Source organism: Polaromonas jejuensis NBRC 106434 (genome assembly GCF_001598235.1).
Lineage (GTDB): Bacteria > Pseudomonadota > Gammaproteobacteria > Burkholderiales > Burkholderiaceae_C > Polaromonas > Polaromonas jejuensis.
This window is the reverse complement of record NZ_BCYO01000022.1, coordinates 22,619-34,261: the sequence shown is the minus strand read 5'-3', so window position 1 is coordinate 34,261 and position 11,643 is coordinate 22,619. Positions and strand designations below refer to the sequence as shown.

Annotated in this window: 10 protein-coding genes and 3 pseudogenes; 7 read left to right on the top strand and 6 right to left on the bottom strand. The window is 57.4% G+C overall.

Features of this window, described 5'->3' with window-relative positions; genetic code table 11:
- Nucleotides 1–30: 30 nt before the first annotated feature.
- From PJE01S_RS19190 to PJE01S_RS19175, 4 genes are read right to left on the bottom strand one after another with little or no spacing between them, the layout of a single operon-like run.
- Nucleotides 31–447 carry a TetR family transcriptional regulator gene (locus PJE01S_RS19190; protein WP_068835263.1) on the bottom strand — a complete coding sequence of 139 codons (417 nt, stop codon included), beginning with the start codon at nt 445–447 and terminating at the stop codon, nt 31–33.
- Nucleotides 444–2,330: a site-specific integrase gene (locus tag PJE01S_RS19185; protein ID WP_218017535.1), complete on the bottom strand. Its 1,887-nt coding sequence runs from the start codon at nt 2,328–2,330 to the stop codon at nt 444–446. Before PJE01S_RS19185 ends, PJE01S_RS19190 begins: the two co-directional genes overlap by 4 nt.
- 20 nt (nt 2,331–2,350) lie before the next feature.
- Nucleotides 2,351–4,048 carry a hypothetical protein gene (locus PJE01S_RS19180; protein WP_068835261.1) on the bottom strand — a complete coding sequence of 566 codons (1,698 nt, stop codon included), beginning with the start codon at nt 4,046–4,048 and terminating at the stop codon, nt 2,351–2,353.
- Nucleotides 4,048–5,202 carry a tyrosine-type recombinase/integrase gene (locus tag PJE01S_RS19175; protein WP_068835260.1) on the bottom strand — a complete coding sequence of 385 codons (1,155 nt, stop codon included), beginning with the start codon at nt 5,200–5,202 and terminating at the stop codon, nt 4,048–4,050. The genes PJE01S_RS19180 and PJE01S_RS19175 overlap by 1 nt, the downstream gene beginning before the upstream one ends.
- A 588-nt stretch (nt 5,203–5,790) precedes the next feature.
- Here PJE01S_RS19175 and PJE01S_RS26045 point away from each other — a divergent pair.
- Nucleotides 5,791–5,940 (top strand): annotated as a pseudogene (locus tag PJE01S_RS26045) (hypothetical protein); the annotation flags it as partial.
- Nucleotides 5,941–6,083: 143 nt separating this feature from the next.
- Here the strand turns inward: PJE01S_RS26045 and PJE01S_RS26040 are convergent.
- Together PJE01S_RS26040 and PJE01S_RS19165 are read right to left on the bottom strand one after the other, a co-directional pair.
- A pseudogene (locus PJE01S_RS26040) lies at nt 6,084–6,206 on the bottom strand (glycoside hydrolase family protein); the annotation flags it as partial.
- 71 nt (nt 6,207–6,277) lie between these two features.
- Nucleotides 6,278–6,580, bottom strand: coding sequence for a helix-turn-helix domain-containing protein (locus tag PJE01S_RS19165; RefSeq protein WP_068835258.1), 303 nt, complete (start codon nt 6,578–6,580; stop codon nt 6,278–6,280).
- Nucleotides 6,581–6,645: 65 nt separating this feature from the next.
- On the opposite strand from PJE01S_RS19165, the gene PJE01S_RS19160 reads away from it, so the two are divergent.
- The 6 genes and pseudogenes from PJE01S_RS19160 (at nt 6,646) to PJE01S_RS19135 (ending at nt 11,635) form a co-directional block, all read left to right on the top strand.
- The gene (locus tag PJE01S_RS19160) at nt 6,646–7,143 is read left to right on the top strand and encodes a hypothetical protein (protein ID WP_068835257.1); all 498 of its coding nucleotides are present in this window, start codon (nt 6,646–6,648) and stop codon (nt 7,141–7,143) included.
- A gap of 396 nt (nt 7,144–7,539) precedes the next feature.
- Nucleotides 7,540–7,938 (top strand): annotated as a pseudogene (locus tag PJE01S_RS19155) (DDE-type integrase/transposase/recombinase); the annotation flags it as partial.
- A gap of 92 nt (nt 7,939–8,030) precedes the next feature.
- Entirely contained in the window at nt 8,031–8,504 is a 474-nt protein-coding gene (locus PJE01S_RS19150; RefSeq protein ID WP_068835256.1) for an SOS response-associated peptidase family protein, read from the top strand.
- 80 nt (nt 8,505–8,584) lie between these two features.
- Nucleotides 8,585–8,881, top strand: coding sequence for a hypothetical protein (locus tag PJE01S_RS19145; protein ID WP_068835255.1), 297 nt, complete (start codon nt 8,585–8,587; stop codon nt 8,879–8,881).
- The gene (locus PJE01S_RS19140; RefSeq protein ID WP_068835254.1) at nt 8,878–10,026 is read left to right on the top strand and encodes a tyrosine-type recombinase/integrase; all 1,149 of its coding nucleotides are present in this window, start codon (nt 8,878–8,880) and stop codon (nt 10,024–10,026) included. Before PJE01S_RS19145 ends, PJE01S_RS19140 begins: the two co-directional genes overlap by 4 nt.
- A gap of 1 nt (nt 10,027) precedes the next feature.
- A complete protein-coding gene (locus PJE01S_RS19135) occupies nt 10,028–11,635 on the top strand; it encodes a hypothetical protein (RefSeq protein ID WP_068835253.1) in 1,608 nt (535 codons plus the stop codon).
- Nucleotides 11,636–11,643 lie beyond the last annotated feature (8 nt).

Here is an 11,643-nt window from a genome sequence, read left to right as displayed (position 1 = left end):
ATTTTCAATCAAATCAACATGTTAGAAGAGCTAACTTTTTTCGCAGCGTTTTGACTCTAAATTTACAACCTTGGAATCGGCCGACACTGCCTTCAAGATTCGATTTTCTTCCAGCATCACTTCGTTGATGCTCGCCAGCTTCGCCATCTGGTGCCTAATCTCGTCCAGTTGTTGCCTCAGAGCCCTGTTCTTCTCACGCTCCAGCTTGAGTTCATCATGTTTCGCATCACGCTGTTGGCGGACGGATGCGCCCTGCTTGACGCGGATTTCCTCGGCAATTGCCGGGTAGTGGTTGTGAATCAGAGCCGGCGTCACGCCCGCCTCCCGCGCCACGGCGGCGACGCTGAGCTTCGCGGCCTTGGCACGTGAGCGCCCCTTCTCGATCCGGAAGATGGCCAGCCTGAGCTCCTTCTCGCGTGTCTCGGCATTTTTCCGCTGGCTGGTCATTCAATGGCTCCCACAGGGTCGTGGCCGAGGGACCTGAGCACGCTTCGGCACCGGTCGAGGTCGCGCCGTACCCGCTCCCGACCACCTTCGCCAATGTCTTCGCAGTTTTCGAGTTCTTTCAACTGGTCGTATAGCCCTTGATAGGTGGCAGCGTGACGGCGTCCGATTACGGCATTGTTGCAGCCATCTCCACACCGTGTTCGATCCAGGTCATTGCCCACACACGCATTGTCATCAGCGGTGCACCAAGCGTGGCCATTGCTGCGAATTGCCGTGCTTTGGGCGATCGAGCGAATCATATGATCTCGGCTCTTGAACAGGGTGATGTTTTCCTCCCTGCTGCGCCAGTTCACAATATTATTCCCGTACCCGCCGGCGAGAGGCTCTGCGTCGTTGAGCCACTGCGCAACAACGCTTTCCTTGATCTCGTCTAGTTCCTCCTCAATGTCAAGGTACAGGCTCATTTCCTGAGACTCATTCATCGCATACCCCAGGGTCATGTCTTGGGACCAGTGCTTAAAGTGCTCCCTCAGGTAGCGAAGATCACCGAACTGGCTACGCGCCGCATAGTTCGCGAACTTTCGCCTGAACTGATGAGATGACAGGTCCCAGTCAAGCCCGCATGCCCGCGCGAAGGCCTTGAGGGAGTTGTTCCATGGATGAACTGAAAAGGTCCGCACAAGCTTGCGCTTTTTCAAGTCCACGCCCACGAACACCGCTCCCACGTGTTCTTGAGCTTCGGCGATACGAAGATCGCTTGGGTCAACGGCCCGGTATTTTTCAATTTCCTCGTGCAGCATGGCTTGGTATGGAGCAGCCCAGCGGTCAATCACTTTGAGCGCAGCTACTGCAGCCTCAGGGATTAGCCACTCCGTATCTCCCTCGCCGGTCTTAGTCGACTTAGAACGCATCCACCAGTAGCGCTCGCCGTCGTCGTCTTCTGAACTGTAGTACGCGTTAGACCGCAGGAAGGCGAGTTCGTGGTTGCGGCAGCCGCTCAAGCTTGCGACCACGATGTAGCAGGCGGTTCGAATTTCATTGAGATCGATCTTGAGCTTCCGAAGCCCCCCGGTCCACCCGAGCTTTTCGAGAACCAGATTCTTCCGCTGTGGCACGTATTGCTTATGGAATCCCTTGCACTCTTCCCCGACCTTGTCCATCTCATCTCGGAGTTCGAGCAGCCGCCCTGCGTCCTGCACGATCGACCAAGCCCGGAGAAAGAGAGCGGTGAATACTTCGTTTGGCATCAGCGGGGTTTTGTTTCTGTTGCCCTGTCTGGCCTTTCCAGCGCCGGACAAGTGATCCGCCGACGAATCCGGCCACGGATGCTGCGGCATCGGGTCGTTGGTGTGTTGGCTCAACTCATGAATTGCCTCGACGGCACCCAGTCGTCTATAGAGTGTTCCGGCAGTCAGCGCCGCCCCTCCGCCGCGCCTTTTCTCAGGCCCTAGGCCGGTTCTGAGCTCCTTGCAGGCTTGCACGTAACTTGTGCACACCAGAGTGGTGACTCCGGAGAGGCTCGTGATACCTAGGCCGCGCACATGTTCCAGGAAGAACTTTGCGTTGATCAACGTCTTGTGGAGTTGACTCAAGCCGGGTCGAGTATGACCGTCTCTACCTCGGCGCATGAACCGGTAGATCATTTCCTTGGTCACGCCCTTGAAAGGCTCAGGAACAGCGGTGAAGTCTAGTTTCGTGTTCGACTTCGATGTATTCGTGGTCGCTCCCAAGATCCACCACACATCGTCACGGTACCGGCTGGCGATGACCCAGACTCCATCGACCCTTCGCATCGAGATGATCAAGGCATCGCGTTCGTCTGCGCACAGTCCGCGAACGCTCGAGGGCTGTCCGAACATCGTCGGATGCAGTCCTGGATCCACGGGAACTCCACCAGGTGCACTCATGCCGCCCCTCCAGCCAAGTCAGACAGGATCATGTCGCTGCGCCAGAACGGGTGAGGATCGTGTTTGGCACGTTCTCGCTCCCTGTCCACCACAGCTTGCTTGAACACGCCCTTAGCCAGACCGGCCTCGACGACGTCCCGATCGATCAGCCGCACGATGTGTGCGAGTTGGCGTCGCCAACGGATAGGGTCCATTCGGGCGCGCTCCCTCAGAATGCGCCAGTAAAAGCTGAATAAACGGTGCAGATCGTCGCCGGTCACCACGTAGTTGCGGCAGCGCAGACAGTTGAGAAAACTCATGCAGGGCGCCCCATTCCGTTTGGGAGCGTAGTCCCCGTTTTTGCTGTCAGAGCAGCGTCCCACGGGAGTGCGCTCCGTGGCACCGATGGTCTTGGTCAGCAGTTCCTGAACCAGGGCAGTACCCATGAACCGCCAGTTCTTCTGAGCATCCTCGCCGGGTCGAAGGTAGTTCACGGCCGTCACGTCTACGGTGTTGCCCGCCGCTACTGCCGTGGAAACGACGTCACCGTCCAGGATCTCGTAGATACGATTGACGAAAGTTTTTCGTAAGCGGCTGACGTTGATGCGCAATGGTTTCCCATCGGTGTCGACCAGTTTGAACCGCTTCACCAGCAATCCGATCGCTACCGCAAGCGTCGCCATGGTTAACGCATTGATCGCACCCACCTCGCCGACGCCTCGTCCTGGGACCCGCATTCGATATAGCCACACCCGGTCGCGCAGATGCTCAGGGGCATCCTCGCGAAGACGCTTCGAGAGTTCAATAACACGGTTGACCAAGCGTACTACCGATGGTCTGACCGTAGGCATCGACTCAATCCCCAGGTCGCTCTTTACATCCGCCCGTATTGCGACCTTACTCGTTGAATGTCCTCGGCGCTTGTAGAGCACGAGGAAACGTGTGTCGTCCTTGGGATGCGAGCGAAGGCAATCCGGCGACATCTCCAAGAGCGGCGTCGTATTCCTGCCCGTGTGCAGAGCGATTACCAGCAGCGCATAGGCAAGTAGCTCCGACGTCGGCGTGACGTCGTGCGCAAAGATCGGCATCACCGCGGTCTTGACGGCTAACGAGAACGCTTGGCGCTGAGACTTCGGTAACGGTTGCTCGCCCTTGGACTTGTGTTGCACACCGGGGAACGGGTTGCGGGGGAAGGTCGCATCGTCGCCGCCCAGACTTTCTCGAATCAGACCGCGGTCGCACAGGGCCTTTAAGATTGCCTTGGCGCTGGCGTATTTGTTCTTCTGCGTGACTGTCGAAGCACGCCCATCCCTAAGGAACATGAGGTACCCGTCCATCGCTTCTCGATTGATGTCACTCAGCGTCAGTTCGCGGCGCAGAGCCACGCAGGCCATGGAAAGGTATTGGAGAAAAGACTTCAGCCCTAGCTGGCAGTAGGTGTTAACGGTCGCCGGCTCTTTCTCCCCGTCCTGTTTGTCCAAGAAGCGTTCGATCTGACGCTGGCAGGCATAAGTTACCGAGTCAATCCCCACCCCGTACCAAGGGCTTAAATTGAAGCTCCAATTTGCGGTGCCACGACCCGCGTGAAGCGCCACTGTTTGGACCTTCGGTGGAATGACCTCCAGTGGAATGACGACCGCTCCGGAGGAATCGTGGACATGCTCGACTTCGGGCGTCGTCAGGTCGGTTTTGATGAATACCTTGCGCTTTCCCATTAGAGTTGGCCGTCCGTCCAGTTATTTAGTTCATCGTCGTAGGCGAGCACGGCGTCATCGGCCAACTCGTTGATGAGATGCAGGTAGATCATGGTGGTTGTTATCGATGCATGCCCAAGTTGCTTTTGCACGAAGACCAAGGGCTCAATACGCGTATCTCCGCGATGCCGCTGTAGGGCCACAAGGGTGTGGGTTGCGTACGTGTGCCGAAGCATGTGCGGGTGCGTTTTGATGCTTGCCTTCGCGCCAACTTTTCTCACCATTGCCTCGATGCCCTTTCCGTCTTCAGCCCAGGGCTGTCCAGCCTGGTTCAAAAATAGCGGCTTCTGTGGTTCGGTGCTTAACGACGCTCGCTCTCCACGCCAATGGACGATGTAGTGGTGCAGGTCTCGCATGAGCCTACGGCTGATATAGATGACCCGACTCCTGCTTCCCTTGGTCCTCATTCCCGTGCCATCTTGGGGGTCGAGAGTCACGCGCACATTTCGCTCCTTGATGCCGGCAGCGTCGGGATCGAACACATAGGCCAAGGGAAAGCTGGCCAGTTCCTCGCGTCGCAGGCCGGTTTGGAGGGCCATCCGGATGATCATCTTGTGATGAGTGTTTTCCGCTACGCCCAGCAGATTATTGACCTGCTCTTTATTCAGAAATTTCGGCAGATCCTTTTGCGTGCGCGGCATGACTGAGCGCACGCTAACTTTGCCGCCTGAGGCATCTGTGTGCGCCAGGAGAGCCCCAGTGTGGATGACGCGACGATCCTCGTATTCGTAGGGCAGGCTTCGAATCCAACCCTTCCGTTTAGAAAACTCGTAGAACTCACAAACGTAGAGCACGCGCTGTCTCACCGTGTTGCGTGAGAGCTTGGCGATCTCAAAGCAGTAGTCTCTATATGCGGCGACAAGGGTCTTGTCCTCGCCCCGATCGACGTCATCCCACGACAGTTCGTGCGCCTCAAGAAATCCGAAGTAGTCGTACATCGCCCTTCCTACGGATCCCCACGACTTTTTCGATTCGATGGCGCCTCTCGCAAGGTAGTAGCGAAGGAACGTGTTGGCCTCTGAGCAGCTACGCATGTCCTCCCACAGAACGATCGGGAAGCCAGGCTTGGGCCGCCCGGCAATCTTGAAGTCTTCGGTGGCTTCAATCAGGTGCATTCAGAGCCCCTTGGTGCGCAAGTGCGTGACGGCGTGTTTGAACTCGAGGCCAAGGACGCGCATTGCAAGACGGACTGCTCCGCGGCCGCCAATGCCGCCCTGGTGTCCAGGAACTTGGCTCAGGTGCATACCGTCCTCGTCGTTCGTCTTCAGCGAGACCAACGACGTAGCGACCGTCGACCTCGCACGCCGTAAACTTCATCTGAGCGCCTGGCACCGCAACGAGAAACGGATCGTGAGGAATGTCTTCCGGCACTGAGACTTCTTGCTCTTCGTCAGGAGCATCTTCCCCGGTCATATCGGAGGGTTTCATAAATACCGCCTTGAAATTGCTGTTGAACACAAAGACCACGGACCTCCAGAATAGGAATGCCAAATCTGGCGTCAATAGCAACTATTAGCGGTGCAACACGAAATCAGGGAAAACCATGAAAAAAGCCGCCAAGGTTGCGCATGCGGGAAGCAGAGGCGTGGCGGCTATGTTGTTTTGGATTGTCCGCGTTCCCTATTGCAGGGTACATTCGGCTGCAACATCAGATTCAGAACTTCGTGCGCTTTTGAGAGACGGTTCTGAAGGCCGGTACGGTGATGAAGATCAGTCTGATCTCTGGCTACTACGACAAGACCCAGTTGGCCGACATCGCCGAAAAGCTCGATGAACTCAAGCAGAGTCTGCTGGAGCTGGATGTCGAGCTGGAGGTGAAACTCAACCCCAACATCCATGACTGCGAGATCCGCCTCGACAATGGTTGGATCATCAAGATCGGTCGTGGGCTGGATTTTTACCAGAAGCCTGGGGGGGCGAGGTTAGGGCGAACGATCTCAGCTTGCGGAAGTGCTTGGAAACCAAGGTGGGTATTTTCCGTTCGTGAGGCAGGCTGTCAGAGGAGAAGTGTAGTTTCGGCCTCCCTCCGTGTCACCAGTCTTGGCAGGACTTTTCCGCCCCCATAAACTCATCGGCGCAGCTCGACTGAGGCGGCGCGCCAGTCTCGCCGGTTGAGCTTCGTGATCGGGGCCAAGTCGCCGCCAAACTGGTTTGCCCCAAAACGAGGGAGTATGCAAGGGCCGAGGAGTTTTATGAGGCGGAATGTTGCAACGCTGCTAACTCCTGGGCTACCTTCGTCAGCAACTCGTGCTCGGCCCCTGCATTTTGTCGGCTTGCATAGGCCAACGTAAGGAGGGTCAATGGGTGCAGTGACAAGACGGCAGCCAACTCGTCAATCTTGCTGAGCGTGGGTGACTTGAGTCCTCGCTCCAGAGTGCTTACATACGTTCTACTGGAAACGAGGCCAAAATCCTCTTGGCTGAGTAGGCGCAACTTGCGTGCGTGCTTGAGCGCTTTTGCGAACTGGTTACGGGGAATCTTGACACTGTTCATGTGCCTCGATTAATTAGCAATGAGCCCTATAGAGCTACAATCTATAGTGTTCATTTTGAGTGCCTATGTTCATCACCAACGAAGCTTTTCATTCCCCCGTTTCCGCAATGTTTGGTGGTGCCAGCGAGAAGTACTGGACGATGACGGAACTCGCGCTGCACCAGATTTGGTTCATTGCCAGTTGTGTCCAGGAAGTCGGAACGGGGGAGGATGCCTACGAGATTGGGCGCACGCTTTTCTTGAGCGGTAAGCTGCAGCTCGAAGAGCTGCTGGAGTCAGGTGCACGGCTTGAAGCAGCGTATATTGTGACCCCCGCGCACATTAATGGCGGTAATGGGTGGCATATGGAGCCACTAGCCCGAATCTGGAATGCCGCGGAACCCGATACGGAATGTCAAAGGGCCCACGTCTTTGAGACAGTATCTGGGCAGCGCTATACCGACTCGATGCTGGGCACGCCATGGGAGGCTTTGCTGCTGGAAGACGCGTGTCTTGTACTAGCTTCACGGGCAACACCCACGACAGCAGATGTGCACTGCAGACTATCTCAAGTAGCCCCCTGACACTGCAGGTAGGCGTCGACGTCTCCGTCTCTAGTCGATGGAGGGTGCAACCGTCATCGAAGTCATCGCCACATTGCCGACTAACAATCTGCATCTCTCAGTGACCGGTCTGGAGCAAGCAGATCGAAAAATTGTATGACGGTAGTCAGTCTTCAGCGGTACTCAGCATGAGCTAGATAATCCAGATTGTTGACAGGCTTGTTTTTGGCAGCGAGTGAACGACTATCCGATGAATCAGTGGCGTGGGGACTTTAGCCATCATTCCGCAAACTCAGCTAGATTGACATGAGTGGAACTGACCGACTTCATGTCGGCCCCTCGGTTGGGACTACCGTTCGGCTCTCGCAAAATAAGCGCTTTGTGAATACTCCGACAAACGCCAAGCATGTAGGGCAGGTACCACACATTGAACGTGTTTGGCAGGCCAACCTGCGGGTCCACGGTGCCGATAAGGTCTGGATGCAAATGAACCGTGAAGGCATCGCCGTGGCACGTTGCACCGTGGAGCGCCTCATGCGTCGTCTCGGCTTGCGTGGTGTGATACGGGGCAAGGTGGTGCGCACCACCGTCAGCGACCGCAAGGCACCTTGCCCGCTGGACCGGGTCAACCGGCAGTTCAGAGCGGAACGCCCCAATCAGCTCTGGGGCTCGGATTTCACCTACGTCTCGACCTGGCAGGGCTGGCTGTACGTAGCCTTTGTCATCGATGTCTATGCGCGGCGCATCGTGGGCTGGCGGGTGAGTAGTTCGATGCGCACGGACTTCGTGCTGGACGCGCTGGAGCAGGCGTTGTTCCGCTCACATCTACAGCTCCAGTCACTCGAATCTCCTTGAATCCACCACTTGGACTACAAACCAGAGGCCCTGTCCGGCGCTAAAGTAACGCCATGTGCAACCTCTACGTGCCACCAGGCTATGAGCGCCTGGGCAAGGTCAATCTCAAGGGCCTTTACGGCGGCTACGTCGCGCCGCTGAAGCCGGGGCCATACTTCAAGCCGGGCGATGCCCTGGTGGGCCAGTGGGCAATGATCCCGCCGGACAGTCCGACCCGCATTCCAAGTACGAAGGACGGCAAGAAGCGGCTCAGCACCAACAACGCCAGGCGCGAGGGCCTGGCCAGGTCCTGGACGTTCGGAGGGCCATGGCGGCGCGGCCAACGCTGCCTGATCCCGGCCGAGACCTTTGACGAGCCGTATTACCCGAACCACGACCCAAAGGCTAAAAGCATTGCCTGGCGCTTTGCGCGTGCCGACGGCGAGCCGTGGATGCTGGCCGGGCTGTATGCCGAGTGGACGGAGCCTGGTACCGGCGAGATCGTGCCCAGCTACACGATGATCTTAAGGGTACTGGACGTTACTTAGCCGTAGCGTCTGATAGATTCTCCGGATTCCCGATTTGCCTCTTTGAGGCGAGTAGCGGGAGGGGGTCCGGGGGAGGGACTATGCGTGTGGATAACCAGATACTCGACCGCTGGCAAAAGCTGGATGCGAGCAACGTACTTCTTGCTGTCGCAGACTACGCAAAGGAGGACGTTTCCTTTGTGCCAGCGAAAAAAGCGGCGACCACGCGATGGCACGCCCGGGTTCGACAGACCGAGTTCGAGCTGCTGTTGACTGGGCCGAAGTTCTGGGATGTCCGAGCCAACCGGGGCGGCGGCGGCGCGGTGGATCTGGTTATGCACCTGCATGGCTGCAACTTCAAGCCCGCCGCGGCTCTCCTGAAGGAGAGCGGGCTGTGAGGTTGTTCCTTTCGGACGAAAACCTGGTCGTGCAAGGTCGCGCTTTCAAGGGCTTCCCTTTGCTCGTTCATAAAGACGGCACGGCGGTCGAGCCCGCACAAAGCTTCCTGTGGGACGTGCTTACGGCCAATGGCAGGGCGCAAAGCCCACTGACCTGGGCCAAGTATGGCCGCGACATTTACGACTACTTCGCGTTCCTTGACGCCAACGGACTCGATTGGCAGGCCACCCCTGATAGGGGAATGCCGAGCATCGTGGATTGGTATCGCGACTGGTCCAAGGGCGAGATCGGTCTTGATTCTGTCACGATCAACGCAAGGCTGCGCCTGGTTGCTCGGTTCTACCGATGGGCGCAGCAGATGGATTTGATCAGGCAGTTGCCATTCCGCTACCAGGTCGTCCGCGTTTCTCGTACGCCAGGCTTCTTAGCGCACCTGGACGCGTCATCGAATATGGTCGCTTTGCCCCGTGCGATGCTGTCGCAGAAGTCAGCACTGATCAAATTTCTCACGATGGACCAGGTGCTGGTTTGCCTTGGCGTCTTGAGCAACATCACGCACCGCTTGATGTTCGAACTCATGGTCCGCTGCGGATTGCGCCAGATCGAGTGCAGGACCTTCCCGGTTAGGTATCTGTGCGACCCAACCAAACGCCGAGACTTGGTGCCCGGTCAAATGATTCGCTTGCCATTGAGTGAAAGGGATATGAAGCTCAAATACGACAAACCGCGCGCCATTGATGTGCCCTATGACCTGATGGAGGACCTCTGGTGGTACGCAGCGCGTCACCGTAAATCACGGCAACAGGCGGCCGGTGCCGGCGCAACCAGCAGCTGCCTGTTCCTTACTCAGAACGGCACCCCGTACGGCGACACAGCTCTCACTGACATCTTTGCGGACTTGGAGAGGCGTGTGGGTTTCAGAGTGCGGCCGCATATGCTCCGGCACACGTACGGCACGTACACGCTGTGGAAGCTTAGGAAAGTCGGCTTCGAAGGTGAGCCACTGCTCTATGTGCGCGACCGCATGGGCCACAGCAGTGTCAGCACTACGTCGATTTACTTGCACCTCATCAACCAGTTGGGTGCGCAGTTGGTACTGCAGTGGGAAGACGAAATCGATGCCCTGTTCGGGCGTGAGACGTAGCATGGCCAGACAACGGAAACTCTTCAAAGCGGCCGATCCGGTTGGCATAGTCGGGCACCCGGACGCGACTCAGTCGGTATCCGCAGAGGTCGCGCTTCCAAGGAACCCGACGGGCACCCTCAAGATCGATTTGAGCAAGTGGCTCGGAAATGGAATTGACGAATGGGTGGTGGGTTGCTCCCAGCAGTTGCGTGCCTTCGTAGAAGCAAAAACTGTAGCGCCGTCTTCAGTGGTCTCGTACGCCAAGGCGCTGAACTACTTCTTCGAATACCTTGTGAACGATGGCGCCCCGGACAACCCCGCAGGGCTGGAGCGCACGCACTTGGACCAATACGTGTCATGGCTGAAGGTTGGCCAGCGTCCTGGTGGCGAGGTCTCTCAGAAGAACGTCTACAGCCACACCAAGTCAGTTCTGCAAGGCTTGATCGATCGGCGTGTGATCGAAGAGCACGATGGCCTCTTCCCGGCCAACCCGTTCCCCTCAAGCAAAGCCAATAAAAAGGGGAAAGCCTCGCTCTCGCAGGCCGAACGAGTCATGTTGGCAGATGCATTGCGGTCTGACGTCGTCGCGTTGCACAATGGAACATTCGGTGCTTCCAATGGAGAAGCCCTGACGGTGTATGCACTGGCGATTGCGATGAGAACCGGTTTGAACACCACTCCATTGCTGGAACTGAAGCGGGACTGCCTGAAGCCACATCCGTTCATGCCGCGCATGCGCCTGATCGAGGCGTTCAAAGGGCGAGGGAATGCTACCCAGGTCAAGGCGCTTCGATATACCCGCAGTATTGGGATGCCAACGTCAATTCCCATGGATGGAGTCGCTCTGTTCGAGCACCTGCTCAAGCGCACCGAGCCACTAGTGGCCATTGCCCCGCCGGAGCTCAAGGACAATGTTTGGCTCTACCAGGCGCAAGCCAGGTCGAACCTAGGCAAGCTGACCAGACTGGAAGGAACTGTACTCGGCTACAACATCGCCGGCTTCGTGCGTCGGCACGGCCTGCTGGGCGATGATGGTAGGCCGCTCGCGCTGAATACATCACGCCTGCGCAAGACGATGGAAAACAGGCTGTGGCGTTTGAGCAATGGCGACCTCTTCACGGTTGCTGCCATCATGGGCCACGACCCGAAGGTAGCTGACCAAAGTTACCTATCGGTCACCGACGAGATGAGATCGAACGCTGTCATCGTGGGTGAGGCTCTTCCCGACACATACCGCACGGCAAAAGGAGCTACCCAACCGCCTCTGGAACGTACGCCAACGGGGCGCTGCAAGGACAGTCTTCAGGGCGACCGGGCGCCCAAAGACGGTACGCATTGCACGGATTTCCTGAGCTGCTTCAGCTGCCGTAGCTACGCAGTGATTGGCACCAGCGAAGACCTGCACCGCCTCTTCAGCTTCTATTGGTTCCTGGAAGCCGAGAGCAAAAACACGAGATCCCGCGAATGGGCGGAGTATTTCACGCTCATTCGAACGCAGATTGATCAATTCACCCTGGACAAGTTCGACGAGGACTTGGTGATCCAGGCCAGGGAGGTGGCCCGCAGGGCGCCACTGAAATTCTGGAGTCAATACCGCCATGCCATCTCAAGGAGCGCGCGTGCCTAACCATGCAT

What these genes read in the sequence shown, in the direction of transcription:
- PJE01S_RS19190 (WP_068835263.1), bottom strand. Translation starts at nt 447, where the DNA reads ATGACCAGCCAGCGGAAAAATGCCGAGACACGCGAGAAGGAGCTCAGG.
- PJE01S_RS19180 (WP_068835261.1), bottom strand. Translation starts at nt 4,048, where the DNA reads ATGGGAAAGCGCAAGGTATTCATCAAAACCGACCTGACGACGCCCGAA.
- PJE01S_RS19175 (WP_068835260.1), bottom strand. Translation starts at nt 5,202, where the DNA reads ATGCACCTGATTGAAGCCACCGAAGACTTCAAGATTGCCGGGCGGCCC.
- PJE01S_RS19165 (WP_068835258.1), bottom strand. Translation starts at nt 6,580, where the DNA reads ATGAACAGTGTCAAGATTCCCCGTAACCAGTTCGCAAAAGCGCTCAAG.
- PJE01S_RS19160 (WP_068835257.1), top strand. Translation starts at nt 6,646, where the DNA reads ATGTTCATCACCAACGAAGCTTTTCATTCCCCCGTTTCCGCAATGTTT.
- PJE01S_RS19150 (WP_068835256.1), top strand. Translation starts at nt 8,031, where the DNA reads ATGTGCAACCTCTACGTGCCACCAGGCTATGAGCGCCTGGGCAAGGTC.
- PJE01S_RS19145 (WP_068835255.1), top strand. Translation starts at nt 8,585, where the DNA reads ATGCGTGTGGATAACCAGATACTCGACCGCTGGCAAAAGCTGGATGCG.
- PJE01S_RS19135 (WP_068835253.1), top strand. Translation starts at nt 10,028, where the DNA reads ATGGCCAGACAACGGAAACTCTTCAAAGCGGCCGATCCGGTTGGCATA.